The sequence below is a fragment of the Pseudomonas sp. 9AZ genome (assembly GCF_902506525.1).
Taxonomy (GTDB): Bacteria; Pseudomonadota; Gammaproteobacteria; order Pseudomonadales; family Pseudomonadaceae; genus Aquipseudomonas; species Aquipseudomonas peli.
In genome coordinates, this window is record NZ_LR733840.1 from 2356887 (window position 1) to 2379332 (window position 22446).

Sequence of the window (22446 nt, forward strand, 5' to 3'; positions counted from 1 at the left end):
GTCATATGACCGGCCTTTCTTTATGTGACTGATTTGCTTACATGTGCGAAATCAGTGCATCACCGAATGCCGAGCAGGACAGCAGCTTGGCACCGTCCATCAGGCGCTCGAAGTCGTAGGTCACGGTTTTTGCACCGATGGCGCCATTTGTACCCTTGATGATCAGATCAGCCGCTTCGGTCCAGCCCATGTGACGAAGCATCATTTCGGCGGAGAGGATCAGTGAGCCTGGGTTCACCTGGTCCTTGCCAGCGTACTTCGGTGCAGTACCGTGGGTAGCTTCGAACATCGCAACGGTGTCGGACAGGTTGGCACCTGGAGCGATACCGATACCACCGACTTCAGCCGCCAACGCGTCGGACAGGTAGTCACCATTGAGGTTGAGGGTGGCGATTACGTCGTACTCGGCCGGACGCAGCAGGATCTGCTGCAGCATGGCGTCGGCGATGGCGTCTTTGACAATGACATTCTTGCCGGTTTTTGGGTTCTTGAACTGCATCCAAGGCCCGCCATCGAGCAGGGTTGCGCCGAATTCTTCAGCGGCAATTTCGTAGGCCCACTCTTTGAAGGCACCTTCGGTGAACTTCATGATGTTGCCTTTGTGCACGATGGTCAGCGAGTCGCGGTCGTTATCGACGACGTACTGCAGCGCTTTACGTGCCAGACGCTTGGTACCTTCTTTGGAAACCGGCTTAACGCCGATACCGCAGTCCTGGTCGAAGCGAATTTTGGTTACACCCATTTCCTCTTTGAGGAACTTGATCACCTTAGTCGCTTCTGGCGAGCCAGCTTTCCACTCGATACCGGCGTAGATGTCTTCCGAGTTCTCGCGGAAGATCGTCATGTCGACATCGCCAGGCTTCTTCACCGGGCTTGGCACGCCTTCGAACCAGCGTACTGGGCGCAGGCAGACGTAAAGGTCGAGCTGCTGACGCAGCGCAACGTTGAGAGAGCGGATGCCGCCACCGACTGGTGTGGTCAGCGGACCCTTGATGGAGACGACGTAGTCTTTGACTGCATCCAGGGTTTCCTGAGGCAACCAAGTGTCCTGGTCGTAAACCTGAGTGGCTTTCTCGCCTGCGTAAACTTCCATCCAGGAGATCTTGCGTTCACCGCCGTAGGCTTTCTGTACGGCAGCATCAACGACTTTGATCATCACCGGGCTGATATCGACACCGATACCATCACCTTCGATAAAAGGGATTATTGGATTGTTCGGTACGTTCAGGGATGTATCGGCATTGACGGTGATTTTGTCACCGGTGGCAGGCACCTGGATCTTTTGGTATCCCATGCTGGACTCCGTCTTGTGGTTAAAACAGTCAGATCGCCCCAGAGTAACCCACTTGAATCGGGCGAAACCATATGTTCGTTGGTCTTATGCGCCAAGGCATTCTGCGACGCCTTAGCGCGGTGGTATACTTCGCAGATGACCCACAGGTCATAAGGCGCGGATCGTTCAAACAGGTTGTCCGCCTCTTGAATCCGTCGAACTGCTACAGCGCTTCAACGGCTCGAAACGTTCAACACTCTACTGGTGCATCCAACATCACCGCGGCAAGTCCTCGACTTCTGGCTCATCCATATGGGCCTCAGCGCTTACCTGCGCATATCGAGTGGCTATGCACGCTCAGCAAAGAAGAGAGTTCACTCAGAATGTCCACCCCCTCGAAGATCATCTACACCTTCACCGACGAAGCCCCAGCCCTTGCGACCTATTCGCTTCTGCCTATTGTAGAAGCCTTCGCAGCCTCTGCTGAGATTGCCGTCGAAACACGCGACATCTCTCTTGCAGGGCGCATCCTCGCAAGCTTTGCCGACCAGTTGGATGCTGACAAGCAAATCGCCGACGACCTCGCCAAGCTGGCTGTACTGGCCACCTCGCCAGATGCCAACATCATCAAATTACCGAACATCAGCGCCTCGGTGCCGCAGCTCAAAGGCGCAATCGCCGAGCTGCAAGCCCAGGGCTATAACGTCCCGAACTTCCCGGAAGACCCGCAAACTGACGCCGAGAAAGACGCCAGTGCCCGCTACAGCAAGGTACTTGGCAGCGCAGTAAACCCCGTGCTGCGTGAAGGCAACTCCGACCGCCGCGCACCTGCCGCAGTCAAAGCCTTCGTGCGTAAGCATCCGCACTCCATGGGCAAGTGGAGCATGGCCTCGCAATCCCATGCTGATTACATGCGCGGTGGCGATTTCTTCTCCAGCGAGCAGTCGATCACCATGGCCAAGGCCGGTGATGTACGCATCGAGTTTGTCAGCAAGAACGGTCAGGTCGTGGTCAAGAAGCAGCTCGCCCTGCAGGAAGGCGAAGTCTTCGACAGCATGTTTATGAGCTGCCGCAAATTGCGTGAGTTCTTCGAGAAGACCCTGCAGGACTGCAAGGAAACCGGCGTGATGTGGTCCCTGCACGTCAAAGCGACCATGATGAAGGTCTCCCACCCGATCGTCTTCGGCCACGCCGTCAGCGTCTACTACAAAGATGTATTCGACAAATACGGCGAGCTGTTCAAAGAGCTGGGCGTCAACCCGAACAACGGCATCAGCAGCGTCTACGACAAGATCAAATCCCTGCCCGCCTCGCGCCAAGAAGAAATTCTCGACGACATCCACGCCTGCTACAGCCATCGCCCGGAAATGGCCATGGTCGACTCAGTCAAAGGCGTCACCAACCTGCACATCCCGAGCGACGTAATCGTCGACGCTTCGATGCCAGCGATGATTCGCAGCTCCGGGCAGATGTGGGGCAAGGACGGAAAGCTCAAAGACACCAAAGCGGTGATGCCGGAAAGCACCTACGCCCGCATCTACCAGGAAATGATCAACTTCTGCAAAACCAATGGCGCGTTCGACCCGGCCACCATGGGCAGCGTTCCAAACGTCGGCCTGATGGCGCAGAAGGCCGAAGAATACGGCTCCCATGACAAGACCTTCGAATTGACCGAAGGCGGCATCATGCGTGTCGTAGCAGCCGACGGCACTGTGCTGATGCAGCATGAAGTCGAAGCCGGCGACATCTGGCGTGCCTGCCAGACCAAAGATGCGCCGATCCGCGACTGGGTCAAGCTGGCCGTGACCCGCGCTCGCCAGTCCAACACCCCGGCAATCTTCTGGCTGGACCCGGAGCGCGCCCACGACCGCGAACTGCAGAAGAAGGTTGAAGCCTATCTGCAGGAACATGACCTGACCGGTCTAGAAATCCGCGTTATGGACTACAACCAGGCCATTCGCGTCAGCATGGAGCGTTTGATTCGTGGCCAGGACACCATTTCGGTAACCGGCAACGTACTGCGCGACTACCTGACCGACCTGTTCCCGATCATGGAGCTGGGCACCTCGGCCAAAATGCTCTCCATCGTGCCACTGATGGCCGGTGGCGGCATGTACGAAACCGGTGCTGGCGGCTCCGCACCCAAGCACGTTCAGCAGCTGATCGAGGAAAACCACCTGCGTTGGGATTCGCTCGGTGAGTTCCTGGCTCTGGCGGTTTCCCTGGAAGAAACCGGAATCAAAACCAACAACCCGAAAGCCAAACTGCTGGGCAAAACCCTCGATGCGGCCACCGGCAAACTGCTCGACAACAACAAGTCGCCATCGCGCAAAACCGGCGAGCTGGACAACCGTGGCAGCCACTTCTACCTGGCGCTGTACTGGGCTCAGGAGCTGGCCGCACAGAATGATGATGCCGAACTGAAAGCGCAGTTCGCGCCACTGGCCAAAACTCTGACCGAGAATGAAGCAACCATCGTTGCCGAACTCAGCGCCGTGCAAGGCAAGCCAGTGGACATCGGCGGTTACTACCGCTCCAACCCGCAACTGACCAGCCAGGTCATGCGCCCAAGCGCGACCTTCAATGCCGCACTCGCTGCGCTGAACTAAGACGTAGCCCCTGCGTCCTCGGGCGCAGCAACACCACAAACCCCGGCCCCGTGCTGGGGTTTGTGCATTCAGAGCAGAGAGAATCAGGATAAGATCGCCTTTCCCCATAAGTAGGTAGCACGCTCATGCAGTGGCAGCCGCACATCACCGTGGCTACGGTCATCGAAGACCAAGGCCGTTTTCTGTTGGTCGAAGAAATGGCCGAAGGCCGCGCTGTATTCAACCAGCCAGCCGGTCACCTAGAAGCCAACGAGAGCCTGTTGCAGGCGGCGCTGCGCGAAACCCTTGAGGAAACCGGCTGGGATGTCGAGCTGACTGGCGTTACTGGCATTTACCTGTACACCGCCCCCAGTAACGGCATCACCTACCAGCGCGTGTGTTTTGCCGCCAAACCCTTGCAGCAGCGGCCCAATTATCCGCTGGATGACGGCATCATCGGCCCGCGCTGGCTAAGCCGTGACGAACTGGCCGCGCAGCCCGAGCGCTGGCGCAGCGAGCTGGTATTGCGCTGCATTGATGACTACCTGGGCGGCCAGTGTTTTCCCCTGAGCCTGATCCGCGATTAACGGCCACAGCTCTACGCCTGCTAGAATCGCCCTCTTTTTAAGCTCGTGCCCAGTATCCCCATGCCAGATCCAACTACTCAGCGCGTAATCGTCGGTATGTCCGGCGGCGTCGACTCCTCGGTTTCAGCCCTGCTCCTCCTTGAACAGGGTTATCAGGTCGAAGGCCTGTTTATGAAGAACTGGGACGAAGACGACGGCACCGAATACTGCACCGCCATGGATGACCTGGCCGACGCGCAAGCCGTGTGCGACAAGATCGGCATCAAACTGCACACGGCCAATTTCGCCGCCGAATACTGGGACAACGTGTTCGAGCACTTTCTTGCCGAATACAAGGCTGGACGCACACCGAACCCAGACATCCTGTGTAACCGCGAAATTAAGTTCAAAGCCTTCCTCGACTACGCCCTGATGCTCGGTGCAGACCTGATTGCCACCGGCCACTACGTGCGCCGCCGTGATATCGACGGGCACACCGAGCTACTCAAGGGCCTCGATCCGAATAAGGATCAGAGCTACTTCCTGCATGCGGTCGGTGGCGAGCAGATCGCCAAGACGCTATTCCCGGTCGGCGAGCTGGAAAAACCAGCGGTGCGCGCCATCGCAGAGAAATATGCGCTGGCCACGGCGAAGAAGAAGGATTCCACCGGCATCTGCTTTATCGGCGAGCGTCGTTTCAGCGACTTCCTCAAACAGTATCTGCCAGCTCAGCCCGGCAATATCGAAACCACCGAAGGCGAAATTATCGGCCGTCATCACGGCCTGATGTACCACACCATCGGTCAGCGCCAGGGACTGGGCATTGGCGGTTTGAAAGACGCCAGTGACGAGCCGTGGTACGTCCTGCACAAGGACCTGAGCCGCAATGTGCTGGTGGTTGGTCAGGGTAATGAACACCCATGGCTGTTCAGCCGCGCCCTGCTCGCCTCGGAAATTTACTGGGTCAACCCGATTGATCTGAGCACGCCGCGTGAGCTGACGGCCAAGGTGCGCTATCGCCAGAGCGATCAGACCTGCACGTTGGAGAAAACCGCCAGCGGCTACCGCGCTGTATTCAATGAGCCGCAGCGCGCAGTGACCCCGGGCCAGTCCGTGGTGTTCTACGACGGTGAAATCTGCCTGGGTGGCGGCGTGATTGAAACCGCTGAACCCTGGACTGTGCGGGAGCAAACGGCGTGAATCCTATCCGCGAGCAACTGATCGCCCTCGGCGCGGTATTCGAATCAGCCGTATTGGTCGACAAGCTGGCGCGTACAGGCCAGATCGGCGAGCCCGCCGTAGGCTGCATGATCAACAGCTTGTTGGTACGCAACCCGAAAGACACGCTCGACGTATACGGCGGCGATGACCTCAACCTGCGTGATGGTTACCGCGCCCTGGTCAGCGCCCTGGAGCGCGATCCGGCCAGCCTGCAACGTGATCCACTGCGTTATGCCTTGGCACTGCTGGCCCTGGAGCGTCAGCTGGATAAGCGCGGCGATATGCTGCAAGTCATGGGCAGCCGCCTTGATCAAGTACAGCAGCAGGTTGAGCACTTCGGCCCGACCCATGAAAACGTGATATCCAACTGCGCCAGCCTGTATCAGGACACCATCAGCACCTTCCGCCAGCGCATTCAGGTGCAAGGCGATATGCGCCACCTGCAACAGACCAACAATGCCGCGAAGATCCGTGCGCTACTGCTTGCAGGCATTCGCTCGGCGCGCCTGTGGCGCCAACTGGGCGGCCATCGCTGGCAGATGGTGTTCAGCCGCAGTAAGTTGCTTAAAGAGCTCTACCCGCTGCTGCGGTCTTGAGCCCATGACCACGCGCTCGGTCAAGCCGCTGCAGGGCGCTACCTTGCTGGCGCTGTCCGCCTTGCTGTTTTCCCTGATGGGTGTGGGCATTCGCGAAGTGTCGGTCAGCGTCAACAACGAGTCGGTGGTGTTCTTTCGCAACCTGGTCGGCGTGCTGTTCTTTATGCCGCTGGTCTTGCTCAAGGGGGTTGGCCCGCTCAGGACCACCCGTTTGAAGTCTCACCTGTGGCGCACCACCTACGGTCTGGCCGCGATGTACTGCTTCTTCTATGCCATTGCCCACCTGCCACTGGCCGACGCGATGCTGTTCACCTACTCGGCGCCGGTATTCACCCCGCTGATCGCCTGGTGGTGGCTGAAAGAGCCGCTCAGTAAACGCATGCTGCTGACCACTGGCATCGGCCTGGTTGGCGTACTGTTAGTGGCCAAACCCTCCGCTGCATTGCTCGACAGTCAGGCCCTGATCGGCCTTGCAGCCAGTGTGCTGGCCGCATTCGCCTTTGTCTCGATCCGCGAAATGAGCGACACCGAACCGGCTTTTCGCATCGTCTTCTACTTTTCCCTATTCAGTGCACTGATCTCGGCCATCCCGCTGACCTGGGCCTGGCAACCGATGACCCAGCATGAGCTGGGCTTGCTCCTAGTGATCGGCCTGCTGGCCACCGCCAGTCAGATCATCATGTCCAAAGCCTATGGCCTGGCACCACCAGGGCTTATTGGCCCCTTCGCCTACCTGGCGATTGTGTTTGCTGGGCTGATTGCCTGGCTGCGCTGGGGGGAAACCCCGGATTTGTCCTCGATGATCGGTGCGGCGTTGATTTTCAGCGCCAGCCTGCTGTCGATTGCTCGAAGTAAACGCGGCTGAACGGTCGCAGCCAATCGCGATTATGCTGCCAATTTCATGTATGATACGCGCCCTTTTCAATGCCCGATTGTCCGAGAACGCCTCCCATGCAGCTTTCCTCGCTCACCGCGGTTTCCCCCGTCGATGGCCGCTACGCCGGCAAAACCAGCGCACTGCGCCCGATCTTCAGCGAATACGGTCTGATCCGTTTCCGCGTACTGGTTGAGGTCCGCTGGTTGCAGCGCCTGGCCGCCCACGAAGGCGTCGCCGAAGTCGCGCCCTTCTCCGCCGAAGCCAACGCCGTGCTCAATGAGCTGGCGGACAACTTCGCCGTCGAGCATGCCGAGCGCGTCAAGGAAATCGAGCGCACCACCAACCACGACGTCAAAGCCGTGGAATACCTGCTCAAGGAACAAGCGGCCAAGCTGCCTGAGCTGGACAAGGTCAGCGAGTTCATCCACTTCGCCTGCACCAGCGAGGACATCAACAACCTGTCCCACGCGCTGATGCTGCGCGCTGGTCGTGACGACGTGCTGCTGCCGCTGATGCGCCAGACTGCCGAAGCCATCCGCGAACTGGCGATCAAATTCGCCGACGTGCCGATGCTTTCGCGCACCCACGGTCAGCCGGCTTCGCCGACCACCCTCGGCAAGGAACTGGCCAATGTGGTCTACCGCCTCGAGCGGCAGATCGCTCAGGTCGCAGCCGTGCCATTGCTAGGCAAGATCAATGGCGCCGTGGGCAACTACAACGCCCACCTCTCGGCTTACCCGCAGATTGACTGGGAAGCCAACGCTCGCCAGTTCATCGAAGGTGACCTGGGCCTGCAGTTCAACCCCTACACCACGCAGATTGAGCCGCACGACTACATCGCCGAGCTGTTCGATGCGATTGCCCGCTTCAACACCATCCTGATCGACTTTGATCGCGATATCTGGGGCTATATCTCCCTGGGCTATTTCAAGCAGCGCACCATCGCCGGCGAAATCGGCTCCTCGACCATGCCGCACAAGGTCAACCCGATCGACTTCGAAAACTCCGAAGGCAACCTGGGTATCGCCAACGCGCTGTTCCAGCACCTGGCCAGCAAGCTGCCGATCTCGCGCTGGCAGCGCGACCTGACCGACTCCACCGTGCTGCGTAACCTCGGTGTCGGCTTCGCTCACAGCGTTATCGCTTACGAAGCCAGCCTCAAGGGCATCGGCAAGCTGGAGCTGAACGAAGCACGCATCGCCGCCGATTTGGACGCTTGCTGGGAAGTGCTCGCTGAGCCGATCCAGACCGTAATGCGTCGTTACGCCATCGAGAACCCCTACGAAAAGCTCAAGGAACTGACTCGCGGCAAGGGCATCAGCCCCGAAGCGCTGCAGACCTTTATCGATGGCCTGGACATGCCAGCAGAAGCCAAAGCCGAGCTCAAGCTCCTGACACCTGCCAGCTACATCGGCAACGCGGTCGCTCAGGCCAAGCGCATCTAACCGGCAACAGCCTCCCAGACGCCCGGCTGCGCCGGGCGTTTTTATTTATGGGTATTTACTTACTTCAAGGGCTTAGCGATGAATCCTGATACTCCGCTGCAACTGTTGGGTGGCCTTACTGCTCGCGAGTTCATGCGTGACTACTGGCAGAAGAAACCCCTGCTGGTACGCCAGGCCATTCCCGGTTTTGAGAGCCCTATTTCCCCCGACGAGTTGGCCGGCCTGGCGCTGGAAGAAGAAGTCGAATCGCGCCTGGTCATCGAACATGGCGAGCGCCCCTGGGAGCTGCGCCGCGGCCCGTTCGCAGAAGACGCCTTCGCTGAGCTGCCCGAGCGCGACTGGACCCTACTGGTGCAGGCCGTCGACCAGTTCGTACCGGAAGTCGCCGAACTGCTGGAAGAGTTCAAATTTCTGCCCAAGTGGCGCATCGATGACGTGATGGTCAGCTTCGCCGTACCGGGCGGCGGCGTGGGCCCGCACTTCGACAACTACGATGTGTTCCTCTTGCAGGGTTACGGCAAACGCCGCTGGCAGGTCGGTCAGGTGTGCGATTCCGACAGCCCAATGCTGCAACACGCGGATCTGAAGATCCTCGCTGAATTCGTTAAAACTGAAGAATGGGTTCTGGAACCCGGCGACATGCTCTATCTGCCGCCGCTTCTGGCCCACTGTGGTACCGCTGAGGATGACTGTATGACGTATTCCGTAGGCTTCCGTGCGCCAAGCGCAGCTGAAGTTCTCACCCATTTCACCGACTTTCTCGGCCAGTTCCTGCCTGACGAAGAGCGCTACAGCGACGCTGACGCGCAGCCGACCAGCGACCCGACGCAGATCCAGCGCGACGCCCTGGATCGCCTCAAGGCCCTACTCACCGAACACATGAGCGATGAGCGGCTGCTGATGACCTGGTTCGGCCAGTTTATGACCGAACCCAAGTATCCAGAGCTGATTGCCGGCATCGAGATCGACGAAGAAGGCTTCCTCGGCAGCCTGGAAAATGGCGCAATCCTGATCCGCAATCCCAGCGCGCGCATGGCCTGGTCGGAAGTCGGTGACGACCTGGTGCTGTTCGCCAGTGGCCAGAGCCGCCTGCTGTCTGCCAGCCTGCGTGAACTGCTGAAGCTGGTGTGCGCGGCCGACGCCCTGCATATCGAAAACCTCGGCGCGTGGCTCGCCGATGACGAAGGGCGTAACCTGTTGGTTGAACTGGTCAAACAAGGCAGCCTGGAGTTTGCTGATGAGTGAGATACAGGTTCGTCTGGCGGACTGGCAGAAGGATAACGCTGACCTGCGGCGCATTCGCGAAACCGTGTTTATCGCGGAACAAGCGGTACCGCCGGAGCTCGAATGGGATGCCGAAGACGCCGATGCCTTGCATTTTCTAGCGCTGGAAGGCGATTACCCGATCGGCACCGCGCGGTTATTGCCTGATGGTCATATTGGTCGGGTGTCGGTGCTCAAGGACTGGCGCGGTCTGAACGTGGGCGTCGCGTTGATCCAGGCGGTGATCGCCGAAGCGGAAAAACGCGGCCTGACGCAACAAATGCTCAGCGCCCAGGTGCACGCTACTGCCTTCTATGAAAAGCTCGGGTTTGCCATCGTCAGCGGGGAATACCTCGACGCCGGCATCCCCCACGTGGACATGGTGCGTCATAGCGCCTAGAGGCCAAGATGAACGACGAAAACGCCCCGAGTGACCCTACCGAGCCGCTGGAGCCTATAGAGCTCCCTGCTATCGAGTTTCAGTCACCGGGGCGTTTTGCTGTGCACAATCCGGGCAGCCCCAGCCCAGATAGCCCACGGGCGGAGCCGGCGCCGTTTAGCCTCGGCGCGCATGCAACGCTGGAGCGCTTCAGCCAGCCCGAACAGGCCCGCGCTCATGCCCTCGCGCTGTTGCAGCAAGCACAGCGCAGCCTGTGCATCTACAGTCACGACCTTGAGCCCTGGCTCTATCACCACAGCAGCGTACAGGACGCCTGCACGCGTTTTCTGCTGGCCAGCCCGCGCAACCAACTGCGCATTCTGCTGCGCGACCCCAGCCGTGCAGTCAAGGAAGGCCACCGCCTGCTCAGCCTTTCGCGCCGGCTATCGAGCAACCTACAGATCCGCAAGCTGCACCCGGACTACCCTAGTGAGGAGCTGGCGTTTCTGTTGGCCGATGATCGCGGCTTGCTGCTCTTGCCAGAAATTGGCCAGGCCAGCGGCTATGCCCTGTACCAAGACCCCGGCCGCAATCGCCAGCGGCGTGCACAATTTGATCAAGCCTGGGACACCAGCATCACCGACGCTGATTTACGGAGTTTTCTGCTATGAAGGTTCGCGCCCTGCTCGCCGCCGCACTGTTGAGTTGTAGCCTGTCCCTAAGCGCCGCTACCGAAGTGATTCCGCTGAATTTCCGCACGGCTGATGAGGTACTCAGCGTGGTGCAATCGGTGCTCGGCCATGAGGGCAAGGTCAACGCCTATGGTAACCAGCTGATCGTCAATGCTGAACCGGCGAAGATTGCCGAAGTGCGCGCCCTGCTGCAGCAACTCGATACCGAGCCACGGCGCCTGCTGATCAGCGTCGACACCAATGAATCAGGCTTTCAATCCGACCGAGGCTACCGCGCCGACGGCACGATCAGCGCTGGCGATGCCGAGGTGCAGATCGGCCAGGGTGAAATCAATGGACGCGATCAGGTGCGCATCATTCGCCGCAGCACCGACAGCCGTAGCGGTGGCACTCAGCAGGTGCAGGCCACCGAGGGCTACCCTGCTTTAATTCAGGTTGGCCAGAGCGTGCCGCTGACCACCCGAGGCCGTGATGCCTACGGCCAGCCTTACAGCAACACCCAGTACCGCAATGTAACCCGTGGTTTTTACGTCACTGCCAGCCTCAGCGGCGAGTTGGTGCACATCAACATCAGCAGCAACCGTGACCGCCTCAGTCAGTCGCAAGCGGGCGCCATTGATGTGCAAAGCACCGATACGCGGGTTAGCGGGCGGGTGGGTGAGTGGATCAGCATTGGCGGCGTCAGCGAGCAAAGCCAGGGCGAGCAAGGCGACTTTATGCGACATCGCTCGACCCAGGGCCGCGAAGACATGAGCATGCGTGTCAAAGTCGACGTGGTGAACTAAATCTCGCAGCCCCCTCGCACTGGGCCGCCCTGGCCCAGTGCCGATAACCGCTCATCGGTTGATCTTCGCCGCTGCCGCAAAGCAAATACCTCGCAGCCATTGGCCAACCCCGCAAGCCGCCGGATAGAGCCGTAAAAGCTGACTTGTCAGTCGTTTTTGGATTTATGTAGTAGTCATACGAAAAGCACTACAAAATAATTGACGAACACTTTTGGCAGAGGCATGATGGCCCCGCTCCCGCTAATCAGAGGTGCTCAAAAGCCCTCCGAATCGCGCTCCAACTTACCGTCCGAGCCGATTTGCGTTGTAAAGCCCACAAGGCCGTTCGATGAGATTGCGACTGGAACGAAGTTGTCCTGAGGGACGGGGAAGCGTTTAGCCACAGTGCGCAGCAAGTTGAATGGTTTACGGGCTCACGTCCGATAAACACCAAATGACCCGCTCATTTGTAACAGCTGAAGCCGCGAACTGTTTAGCTCGTCACCCTCCTCCCGGATCAATTCCGTCTCAAGTCGATGTCTCGGCGTTCTGCAGTTGGCTACAACAACCTCCAGCAACACAGGTGTTCAGTGGGGAAGTCGGTGCTCAACCAAACACATACTTTGAAGGATTGACCATGTCAGCTTATCAAAACGACATCAAAGCCGTAGCCGCCCTTAAAGCCGCCGCAGGCAGCAGCTGGAGCGCTATTGACCCTGAGTCCGTGGCCCGCATGCGCGCCCAGAACCGTTTCAAAACCGGTCTGGAAATCGCTCAGTACACTGCCGACATCATGCGCAAAGACATGGCTGAGTACGATGCTGACTCCTCCGTCTACACCCAGTCCCTGGGCTGCTGGCATGGTTTCATCGGTCAGCAGAAGCTGATTTCGATCAAGAAGCACCTGAAAACTACCAACAAGCGCTACCTCTACCTGTCGGGCTGGATGGTTGCTGCTCTGCGTTCGGATTTCGGTCCGCTGCCGGATCAGTCAATGCACGAGAAAACCTCGGTTTCCGGCCTGATCGAAGAGCTGTACACCTTCCTGCGCCAGGCTGATGCCCGTGAGCTGGACCTGCTGTTCACCGCTCTGGACGCCGCTCGCGCTGCTGGCGACAAAGTAAAAGCAGACGAAATCCAAGCTCAGATCGACGGCTACGAAACTCACGTCGTACCGATCATCGCCGACATCGACGCTGGCTTCGGTAACCCGGAAGCCACCTACCTGCTGGCTAAGAAGATGATCGAAGCGGGTGCTTGCTGCATCCAGATCGAAAACCAGGTTTCCGACGAGAAGCAGTGCGGCCACCAGGACGGTAAAGTGACCGTTCCTCACGCCGACTTCCTGGCCAAGATCAACGCTGTTCGCTACGCATTCCTTGAGCTGGGCATCGACAACGGCGTGATCGTTGCGCGTACCGACTCCCTGGGTGCTGGCCTGACCAAGCAGATCGCTGTTACCAATCAGCCGGGCGACCTGGGCGACCAGTACAACTCCTTCCTGGATTGCGAAGAAGTCTCCCCTGCCGACCTGAAGAACGGCGACGTCGTTCTGAACCGTGAAGGCAAGCTGCTGCGCCCTAAGCGTCTGCCATCCAACCTGTTCCAGTTCCGTGCTGGTACCGGTGAAGCGCGCTGCGTACTGGACAGCATCACCTCGCTGCAGAACGGCGCTGACATGCTGTGGATCGAAACCGAGAAGCCACACGTCGGCCAGATCAAAGGCATGGTTGATGAAATCCGTAAGGTCATCCCGAACGCCAAGCTGGTTTACAACAACAGCCCATCGTTCAACTGGACCCTGAACTTCCGTCAGCAGGCTTACGATGCATTCGTAGCCGAAGGCAAGGATGTTTCCGCCTACGACCGCGCCAAGCTGATGAGCGTCGAGTACGACGAAACCGAACTGGCTCAGGTTGCTGACGAGAAGATCCGTACCTTCCAGCGCGATGGTTCGGCTAACGCCGGCATCTTCCACCACCTGATCACTCTGCCGACCTACCATACCGCCGCGCTGTCCACCGACAACCTGGCCAAAGGTTACTTCGCAGACCAAGGCATGCTGGCCTACGTGAAAGGCGTTCAGCGTCAGGAAATCCGTCAAGGTATCGCCTGCGTTAAGCACCAGAACATGTCCGGTTCCGACATCGGCGACGCTCACAAAGAGTACTTCGCTGGTGAAGCGGCTCTGAAAGCCGGCGGCAAAGACAACACCATGAACCAGTTCAGCTAAGAACCGGCTCACTCAACCGAGGCCACGATCAAGGTTGAGGGTGTTAAGAAAATCCCAGCAGAAATGCTGGGATTTTTTTTGCCTGCAATTTGCCCTTCTTCCGGTTTTGTGCGCTTTCGCACAACCGCTGTCATGTTTACGTCAATTTCCTTGGATAGCGTCAGACACCCGTCGATTAATCCAAGGAGCCTGCATGAGCCACGATAATGACAACTCAGTGCTGTTCGGCAATGGCGATGAATTGCCCAGCAACGCGTCCAACAACCCGCATATCAATCAGCTGATCGACGGCGTCGGTCGTCGACAGGTGCTGGCCGCCGGTGCAGCGCTCGGTACCCTGGCGTTTCTCGGCAGTGTTATGCCCGGCGCCGCGGTGGCAGCAGAGCCAGCCGCCAAAGGCCTGGAAAAACTGCACTTTAGACCGCGCAGCAAGCTGCCCTTCACGGCTATTGCGACCAACCGCTTAGACAGCATCAGCGTACCGGCCGGTTACCGCGCCACCACTTTTATCCCTTGGGGTACGCCGATCACCGGCAACTACCCGGCTTACCTGAACGATGGCAGCAACAGCGCCCAGGATCAGGCCGAGCAACTGGGCATGCACCATGACGGCATGCATTTCTTCCCGATTGACGCACAGCGCGGCGGCAAGAAAAGCGATCACGGCCTACTGGTACTCAACCACGAATACATCGATGCCCCCCTGCTGCACCCCAATGGCCCGACCCTGGTGGCCGGCAAACGCAGCAGCGCCGAAGAAGTGCGCAAGGAAATCAACGCCCACGGCGTTTCCGTAGTGGAAGTACGCCGCGGCCTGAATGGCGAGTGGGCGGTATTGCCGAGCGCCAGAAACCGCCGAATCACCGGCGCTACGCCCATGCAGATCAGCGGCCCGGCGCGCGGCCATGCGCTATTGAAAACCCGTTACAGCCCAAAAGGCACGGCAACGCGCGGCACTTTGAACAATTGCTCACACGGTTTTACCCCATGGGGCACCTACCTGACCTGTGAAGAGAACTGGGCCGGCTACTTTGCCAGCCGCGACACTGACTTGCCGCGCGAGCTGAGCCGCTATGGCCTGCGCAGCAGCAGCCGCTACGGCTGGGATCACCTCAAGGGTGATGAGTTCGAGCGTTTCGATGCCACGCGTACCACTACCACCGCCAGCGCGGACTATCGCAACGAACCCAACCACTTTGGCTGGATCGTCGAAATTGATCCGTTCGCACCGGAATCAGTTCCGGTCAAGCGCACGGCGCTCGGTCGCTTTGCCCACGAAGGCCTGGTGTTCGCCTCGGTGAAATCAGGCCGCCCTGTAGTGTGCTACTCCGGCGACGATTCACAGAACGAGTACATCTACAAATACGTCAGCCGCGACAAATACCGCCCAGGGCGCAGCAATGGCCGCTTGCTCGACGAAGGCACACTGTATGTCGCGCGCTTCGACGCCAGCGGCAAGGGTGAATGGCTGGCGCTGGATATCTACGACAAGAAATTCCAGCAAGCCTGCAAAACCGCCGGGGTGAGTTTTGCCGACCAGGGTGAAGTGTTGATCAATACCCGTCTGGCGGCTGACGTGGTTGGCGCCACCAAGATGGACCGCCCGGAATGGGGCGCGGTCAACCCGGACAATGGCGAGGTGTATTTCACCCTGACCAACAACAGTGCCCGGACCAGCGCCGATGCTGCAAACCCGCGCCCCGCTAACGCGTTCGGCCATATCATCCGCTGGCGCGAGCTGAGCAAGGATTACGCCGGTCGTCAGTTTGCCTGGAGTCTGTTTATGCTGGCAGGCCCGGAAGCCGACAGCATCGGCCCGAACGGTAAACCGCTGACGGCAGATAATCGCCTGGCCAGCCCCGACGGGCTGTGGTTCGACGAGGAAGGCCGGCTATGGATTCAGACCGACATGAGCGGCAGCCAATTAAGCAGTGGTCCATTCGGCAACAACCAGATGCTGGTGGCCGAGCCACGCACCGGTGAGCTGAAGCGTTTCCTGGTGGGTCCTGTCGGCGCCGAAGTAACCGGCATTACCGCGACCCCGGACTTCCGCACCCTGTTCGTCAATATCCAGCACCCGGGCGAAGGCTCAACGGCGACCAACCTGCTCAGCACCTGGCCCGATGGCCCCGGTCAGCGCCCGCGCTCGGCCACTGTCATCATCACCCGCGAAGACGGCCGTCGCTTGCTCTAAGCGACTGGCTATTATGTGACCGGCCAGCCCTGGCCGGTCACATTTCACTGTGACAGACTCATGCCCTTCCCTCTCCTTTGCGCAAAGAGCATCAGCATGTCCAGCAATCGCTTGAGCCGTATCGTCGGCAAAATCCAGCAACTGCCCAACGCTCTGCAAAGTCCGGCGCTGTCGCTGCTATTTGGCTCCCAGGTGAAGTTCGCTGGCACCGCCAAGGTGCGCGTACATACGCTGACCCAGCAGCAGGCGGTGATGAGCATCGCCAATAAGCGCAAGGTACAGAACCACATCAAAGGCGTGCATGCTGCCGCCATGGCGCTGCTGGCTGAGTCCGCCACGGGCTTTCTGGTCGGCATGAACGTGCCGGATGACAAACTGCCGTTGATCAAAAGCCTCAAGGTCGACTACCTCAAACGCGCTACCGGCAGCCTGCGCGCCGTGGCAAGCCTGACACCCGAGCAGATTCAAGCCATCCACACCCAGGAAAAAGGCGAAGTGCTGGTTGCCGTGACCGTGACCGATGAAGCCGGTATCCAGCCGATCCAGTGTGAAATGCTCTGGGCCTGGGTCAGCAAGAAGCGCTGAATGCAGACTGGTCTAAGCTGAAAACGCCGCACGGTGTGGCGTCATTCAGGAGATAGCCAGTGCAGGGAAAACCTCTTCTAGTGGGTGGTGGGCTGGTGCTGATTGCGGTGCTCGGCACCTTGTATTGGCGCCTGCACAGCGAGCCGCAGGTTGTTGCGCAGGCCATGCAGGCCGACAATTCCACCAGCGTGCTCTCGAGCGTTAGCCCAGCAACGTCGATGCCCACCGAGGCGCAGTTGCACGAGCTGATGCAAAACCCCGCCGTAAAAAACCAGGAGCAACGTCTTGCATTCCATCAGGCTTACCGCAGCTTTGTCAGCGGTGCCGCCGAGCTGTCCCCCGCGCAACGTGAAAGCCAGGCGCAGGCCTTGCGTGAGCAGATCGAAACTTACGAGCAGCGCAGAGAACTGGCGATGAGTGAGTCGCTGTTACTGCAGCTGGGCCTGATTCAGCTCACCACTGGCGATGAACAAGCGCAGAAGGATCAGGCCGCCGCATTGGTCGCCCGCTACAAGGCGATTAGCGCCGAGCGCGAAGCCAAGGCCGCGACACCCAGCACCGAGTTTCGTCGTTACAAGGCCGATGAGAAGCGCATCGTTGAGGAAGTGCTGAGCATGGACAGCTTTCCCGATGGTTTGAGCCGCGATGAGTACCTGCGCCAACGCCTGCAGCAGGCGCGCGAACAGCACTATCAATAACCCGACCTGAGCAGACTGCTCAGGTCGAGCTATAGCGTTACAACAGTTGGTCGAGTGCGTAGTAAAGCAGGTTGAAGGGTTTGTTGCGGTCGGCGGTGTCGCTCTGCTCAGAGGCATCCAATACCGGGCCGCTGCCATTCATCACGTTATTGACGAAGTCATCCAGCTGCAGGTTCTGCTCCTGAATATCCGCGTTGGCAAACTCGATGATGCTGGTGCAGTGGCTTTCATTAACCGCACGGTACTGTGGGAAGTAACCGCCGACATTCGGCAGGTTGGCCAGTTCGTTACGCAGCCTGCTGGTGTCCACATCCCACTTGGCGTGAATCAGTGCCTCCTTGGCGGCCTGGTTCGGTGCGTTGATGATTTCCGGGTAGAAACGCTCATAGGAATAGGACGAGTAATTCAGGTCCTTCCAGAAGTGCGTATGACCCATGCGATCAGCCGCCAGGTTGCTCGACAACGCCGGGTAAATGGTGCCCAGGTTGTTCAGGTTAAGCCCCGGCAAACGCGACTGCAGGTACGGCAACGGCCCAGCGTCCAGCCCCCAGGCATTGCGGATAAAGCCCTGCAACGGCAGAGAGGGATAAGCCTCGTTACCACCGCCACTGATGGCCGAGAACACCGGCCCGGAGTCATTAATCAGGAAGCTGCGCGTCGGCGCGATGTCCTGCCGGGTTGGTGCGTAGTTGGTCAGGCTGCCGGCACCGCCAGCGCTGCAGCCGGTGGTCAGCATCTGCGTGGGGCGCGGCAGGTTGTCTTTCAGCCAACCCACTACTGCACGCATGTTGCGTAGGCCGTTGTGGTGCCAGATCAACGGCGCCTGCTGGCTTTGTGGGTCTTCATAGACCGCGACCTTGTCGCCGGAGTAGATGTCGCCGGTGCAATACGGCACATAGACCATGTTCCAGTTCTGGGTTTTCACGCGCGTCCAGGGATGCAGACGCACCACGAAGGGGCTGACCAGACTGGCACCTGGGTTGAGCAGGCTCATGTAGTCATTGGGAATGCCGTCGGGGTTGCGTGCCCCGCGAATGCCGCTTTGCCCCGTGCAACTGGCGTAATCCCAGCAGGCCCCGCCGCCCTCCAGGTAGATGATGGTGTTGCGGGTATTGGGCACGCGGTTGACGAAGAATTTGTACGGCGAGCCGTTGCCACACACGGCGCCGGTTTGCGGTGCCATTTGCACGGTTTGCCAGGCGTAGTAGTTAGCCGGTTTGAAGCCGCTGTTGAAACCGCTCGGGTTCGCCAGCAGCGGATACGGCCCTAAGCGTTGCGCCGGAGTGACCTTGTTATCTGCCGCAGGTGCAGCCACCAGGTTGCTCAGGGTTTGCCAGAAGTTGTAATCGCCCTGCTCGGCCTGCACCGGCATTGCCAGGGCCGAAACCATCAGCGGCGCGGCACAGCGCCGAAGTGTTATCGCTACAGACATGGTGAGTCCCTCATCTTGTTGTTATCGATGGGTCCACATACCCGAGCCGTTGTACGAATCCCCTCCAGCTGTCACCCGAAATCAGCCCATCACCCACTGGAGACTGCTCATACACCGCGCCGAAGCAGCAGTAACTGCGCGTACCCAAACGTGTCGCCGCTGCTCAAATTTCAAGCCAGCTTGGCGATTCATGCACGCTAGTCCAAGAAACTCTGACTAACCACAGCCCTACATATTTATTGGATATAGCGCTGCTGGTTTTAAGCTGCTGCGGTTATCTGCGGTCTGCGCCGACAGAACACTGCTCATGACAATAAAAAAGGGAAGCCAAGCTTCCCTTTTTATATACCTGCCTCAGGTACTAGATGCGGAATTGACGCACCAATGCGCCCAGGCGTTCGCCCAGCCCAGCTAGATTGCGCGCGGTCTGCGCGCCCTGTTGGGTTTCGTCGGCCACGCTGTCAACCGCCACGGCAATCTTGTGCACGCTGCGATTGATCTCTTCGGCCACAGCGGTTTGCTCTTCGGCGGCGCTGGCGATCTGCGCGTTCATCGCGTTGATGGTGGCGATCAATTGCGCGATGGCATCCAGCGAGGTGCCGGCGCGGTTAGCTTGCTCGCTGGTGACATCTCCAGCATCACTGGAGCGACGCATCGCGGTCACTGCATCCTGGGTGCCCTTCTGCAGGCGATCGATCATTCCCTGAATTTCCTGGGTACTCTGCTGCGTACGGCTGGCCAGCGCGCGCACCTCGTCGGCCACTACAGCAAAGCCTCGCCCAGCTTCACCTGCACGTGCCGCTTCGATGGCCGCGTTGAGGGCCAGCAGGTTGGTCTGCTCGGCGATGGAGCGAATCACATCGAGCACGCTGACAATCGACGACACGTCTTTTTGCAGCGTGTCGAGCGACACGCCGCTGTCGCGGATATCCTGCACCAGGGTGTGGATGCGCTCGATGCTGCCATCGACCACGTGTTTCGCAGCCTGGCCTTCGGTGTCGGTTTTTTGCGCCGCTTCTGCTGCGCCCTGAGCACTTTGCGCGACTTCATGGGCGGCGGCGGACATTTCATTGATGGCCGTAGCCACCTGATCGGTTTCATGGCGCTGACGCTCCATGGCCTCTTCTGAACGCTGCGTCTGGGCCGAAACCTGGCCGACCAACTCAGTCAGCTGGCCGGTCATGTCGACGATCTGCCGAACCAGGCCGTGGATTTTTTCGACAAACCGGTTGAACGAGCCGGCCAGCTGGCCAAGCTCGTCGTCGCCATTGATCGGTAGGCGACGCGTCAGGTCGCCTTCACCGGCGGCGATGTCATCGAGGTTGTCCTTGATCTGCTGCAGCGGGCGCAGGAAGGTGTTGCTCAGCACCACCCCGACAATGCCGAATATCACCAGCAGCACGGCGGCAATCACCATGATGCTGGTAATGATGGTGCTGATACGCTCGTCGATTTCACCTTGCACCTGAGCAATCTGCGCTTCGACGCCGTCGAGGTTGATTGCCGTGCCTAGGGCCATGTCCCATTTCGGCAGGTAGTAGCTGTAGGCCATTTTCGGCACGAGCACAGAGTCATCAGTTGGCAGTGGCGAGCTGTAATTGACGTAGTAGCTGCTGTTCTTGGCGACATTCACCAGTTCACGATTGATGTATACGCCATTCGGGTCGCGGCGATCGGCCAGGCTTTTGCCGACGTCTACCGGACTATCGCCGCGGAACAGGCGCACCACGTTGGAGTCGTGGCCGAAGAAGTAGCCGTCCTTGCCGAACTTGATCTTCGACAGAATGACGATTGCCTGTTCTCGGCTGGCCATGTCGCCTTGCGCAGCACCGTCATACAGCGTTTGTACAGATCCCAGGGCGATCTGTACGTAGTGCTGCAACTCGTTGCGGCTTTCCTGCAGCAGACGTTCGCGGGTTTCTTTGACTTCCTGAGCGGCCAGGTTCTGTAACACCTTGGCGGCAGCACCACTGAGCACCAGGGCAAACAGCACCACCGGGATCAGTGCCAACAGCACGACTTTTGATTTCAAGGTTAGGCGCATCGGCAGGTCCTTGGTTGGAAGTGGAGCGAAATAAAAACGGGGCTATCGATTTATCGGTAGCCCCGCTGAAAGGTTGAATCACCTAAAGCAATAACGCTGCAGGCGAGCAATGCCCCGGTTAAATCACCATAGCTGCTGCCCAACCGAATACCAGCAGCGGCAGGTTGTAGTGCAGGAAAGTTGGCACAACGCTGTCCCAGATGTGGTTGTGCTGGCCATCGACGTTAAGCCCGGCGGTTGGGCCAAGGGTAGAGTCGGAGGCTGGCGAGCCGGCATCACCCAGTGCGCCGGCGGTGCCAACGATGCACAGGATGGCCAGCGGACTGAAGCCCAGTTGCAGACCCAACGGTACGAAAATCGCCGCAATGATTGGCACGGTGGAGAACGACGAACCGATGCCCATGGTTACCAGCAGGCCAACCAGCAACATCAGCAGCGCACCCAGCGCCTTGTCATGGCCAATCAGTTCAGCAGAGCTGTCGACCAGGCTTTTCACTTCACCGGTCGCCTTCATCACTTCGGCAAAACCGGCGGCAGCGATCATGATAAAGCCGATCATTGCCATCATTTTCATACCTTCGGTAAACAGGCCATCGGCCTCTTTCCAGCGCACCACGCCAGACACCGAGAAGATGATAAAGCCGACCAGGGCACCGATGATCATCGAGTCCAGCCAAAGCTGCACAACAAACGCGGCAGCAATCGCCACACCCGCCACCAGCAGGCTCAATGGGTTGTAGGCAACATCCACGCGCTCGGCCTGCTCAATCTTGCTCAGGTCGTAGACACGTTTTTTGCGGTAGCTGAAGAACACCGCCACCAGCAAGCCAAACAGCATACCCAGTGCGGGTATCGCCATGGCTTTGGTCACGTCCAGGCCGCTGGTGTCGACGCCGCCACTGGCAACATTGGCCAGCAAAATGTCATTCAGAAAGATTCCGCCAAAACCCACCGGCAGAAACATGTACGGGGTAATCAGGCCGAAGGTCAGCACGCAGGCGATCAAGCGGCGATCGAGCTGCAGCTTGCTCAGCACATACAGCAGCGGCGGCACCAGCAGCGGGATAAAAGCGATGTGAATCGGCAGGATGTTCTGCGAGGAAATCGCCACCACCAGCAGTAGACCGATCAGCAGCCACTTGAGCAAACCGGCGCCTTTGGCGTCCTGTTTGCCAACCATGGCCAGGGCTTTGTCAGCTAAGGCGTGGGCCAGACCGGATTTGGCAATCGCTACGGCGAATGCACCGAGCAAGGCGTAGGACAGTGCCACTGTCGCCCCGCCGCCCAGGCCTTTATTGAATGCCGCCAGCGAGCCTTCAATACCCAGGCCACCAAGCAGACCGCCCGCCAATGCGCCGACGATCAGGGCCACCACCACATGCACACGGCACAAGCTGAGGATCAGCATGATCCCCACTGCCGCAACGACTGCGTTCATCGATTTACTCCCGCGATTTAAATAGGTCCACGAAGGTTTGACCCATTGTGGATGCTGCGCCGGCTCGGCGAAGGGCGCGTACTCTGCCTAATGCTGACTGACCTGTCAAAACAGCCGTAAATTATTCTATACACTGCGTTGCAGATTTCGATTACCCT

General features: G+C 59.1%; 17 protein-coding genes and 2 pseudogenes. 14 read left to right on the plus strand and 5 right to left on the minus strand.

Annotated features, from left to right (window positions below; translation table 11 throughout):
* Nucleotides 1-37: 37 nt before the first annotated feature.
* A complete protein-coding gene (gene icd, locus ALTER154_RS10930; protein WP_090253672.1) occupies nt 38-1294 on the minus strand; it encodes an NADP-dependent isocitrate dehydrogenase in 1257 nt (418 codons plus the stop codon).
* A gap of 362 nt (nt 1295-1656) precedes the next feature.
* On the opposite strand from icd, the gene ALTER154_RS10935 reads away from it, so the two are divergent.
* The 14 genes from ALTER154_RS10935 (at nt 1657) to ALTER154_RS11000 (ending at nt 17374) form a co-directional block, all read left to right on the plus strand.
* The gene (locus ALTER154_RS10935) at nt 1657-3882 is read left to right on the plus strand and encodes an NADP-dependent isocitrate dehydrogenase (protein WP_160086968.1); all 2226 of its coding nucleotides are present in this window, start codon (nt 1657-1659) and stop codon (nt 3880-3882) included.
* Nucleotides 3883-4007: 125 nt separating this feature from the next.
* Nucleotides 4008-4448, plus strand: a complete 441-nt coding sequence (locus ALTER154_RS10940) for an NUDIX hydrolase (protein ID WP_160086970.1) — start codon at nt 4008-4010, stop codon at nt 4446-4448.
* A 60-nt stretch (nt 4449-4508) separates the two neighbouring features.
* Nucleotides 4509-5627: a tRNA 2-thiouridine(34) synthase MnmA gene (gene mnmA / locus ALTER154_RS10945; protein WP_160086972.1), complete on the plus strand. Its 1119-nt coding sequence runs from the start codon at nt 4509-4511 to the stop codon at nt 5625-5627.
* Nucleotides 5624-6244, plus strand: a complete 621-nt coding sequence (gene hflD / locus ALTER154_RS10950; RefSeq protein ID WP_160086974.1) for a high frequency lysogenization protein HflD — start codon at nt 5624-5626, stop codon at nt 6242-6244. Before mnmA ends, hflD begins: the two co-directional genes overlap by 4 nt.
* A 4-nt stretch (nt 6245-6248) precedes the next feature.
* The gene (locus ALTER154_RS10955) at nt 6249-7109 is read left to right on the plus strand and encodes a DMT family transporter (protein WP_160086976.1); all 861 of its coding nucleotides are present in this window, start codon (nt 6249-6251) and stop codon (nt 7107-7109) included.
* 86 nt (nt 7110-7195) lie between these two features.
* Nucleotides 7196-8566: an adenylosuccinate lyase gene (gene purB / locus ALTER154_RS10960; RefSeq protein WP_090253661.1), complete on the plus strand. Its 1371-nt coding sequence runs from the start codon at nt 7196-7198 to the stop codon at nt 8564-8566.
* 78 nt (nt 8567-8644) lie between these two features.
* Nucleotides 8645-9811: a cupin domain-containing protein gene (locus tag ALTER154_RS10965; RefSeq protein WP_160086978.1), complete on the plus strand. Its 1167-nt coding sequence runs from the start codon at nt 8645-8647 to the stop codon at nt 9809-9811.
* Entirely contained in the window at nt 9804-10229 is a 426-nt protein-coding gene (locus ALTER154_RS10970) for a GNAT family N-acetyltransferase (RefSeq protein WP_160086980.1), read from the plus strand. Before ALTER154_RS10965 ends, ALTER154_RS10970 begins: the two co-directional genes overlap by 8 nt.
* Nucleotides 10230-10237: 8 nt before the next feature.
* A complete protein-coding gene (locus ALTER154_RS10975; RefSeq protein ID WP_160086982.1) occupies nt 10238-10879 on the plus strand; it encodes a histone acetyltransferase HPA2 in 642 nt (213 codons plus the stop codon).
* Entirely contained in the window at nt 10876-11685 is an 810-nt protein-coding gene (locus tag ALTER154_RS10980; protein ID WP_160086984.1) for a secretin N-terminal domain-containing protein, read from the plus strand. The genes ALTER154_RS10975 and ALTER154_RS10980 overlap by 4 nt, the downstream gene beginning before the upstream one ends.
* 616 nt (nt 11686-12301) lie before the next feature.
* Nucleotides 12302-13897, plus strand: a complete 1596-nt coding sequence (locus tag ALTER154_RS10985) for an isocitrate lyase (protein WP_160086986.1) — start codon at nt 12302-12304, stop codon at nt 13895-13897.
* A gap of 193 nt (nt 13898-14090) precedes the next feature.
* A complete protein-coding gene (locus ALTER154_RS10990) occupies nt 14091-16091 on the plus strand; it encodes a PhoX family phosphatase (RefSeq protein ID WP_160086988.1) in 2001 nt (666 codons plus the stop codon).
* A 96-nt stretch (nt 16092-16187) separates the two neighbouring features.
* On the plus strand, nt 16188-16676 hold the full coding sequence (locus ALTER154_RS10995; RefSeq protein WP_160086990.1) for a DUF4442 domain-containing protein: 489 nt from the start codon (nt 16188-16190) through the stop codon (nt 16674-16676).
* A 59-nt stretch (nt 16677-16735) separates the two neighbouring features.
* Nucleotides 16736-17374 (plus strand): hypothetical protein, encoded by a 639-nt coding sequence (locus tag ALTER154_RS11000; protein WP_160086992.1) that lies wholly within the window; start codon nt 16736-16738, stop codon nt 17372-17374.
* Nucleotides 17375-17411: 37 nt separating this feature from the next.
* On the opposite strand, the gene ALTER154_RS11005 is transcribed toward ALTER154_RS11000, so the two are convergent.
* From ALTER154_RS11005 to ALTER154_RS11015, 4 genes and pseudogenes are all read right to left on the minus strand, one after another.
* Nucleotides 17412-18806 (minus strand): pectin acetylesterase-family hydrolase, encoded by a 1395-nt coding sequence (locus ALTER154_RS11005; protein WP_160086994.1) that lies wholly within the window; start codon nt 18804-18806, stop codon nt 17412-17414.
* Between the two features lie 361 nt (nt 18807-19167).
* Nucleotides 19168-20184, minus strand: a pseudogene (locus tag ALTER154_RS21250) (methyl-accepting chemotaxis protein); the annotation flags it as partial.
* A gap of 93 nt (nt 20185-20277) precedes the next feature.
* Nucleotides 20278-20850 (minus strand): annotated as a pseudogene (locus ALTER154_RS21255) (cache domain-containing protein); the annotation flags it as partial.
* A gap of 118 nt (nt 20851-20968) precedes the next feature.
* Nucleotides 20969-22288: a Na+/H+ antiporter family protein gene (locus ALTER154_RS11015; RefSeq protein WP_160086998.1), complete on the minus strand. Its 1320-nt coding sequence runs from the start codon at nt 22286-22288 to the stop codon at nt 20969-20971.
* Nucleotides 22289-22446 lie beyond the last annotated feature (158 nt).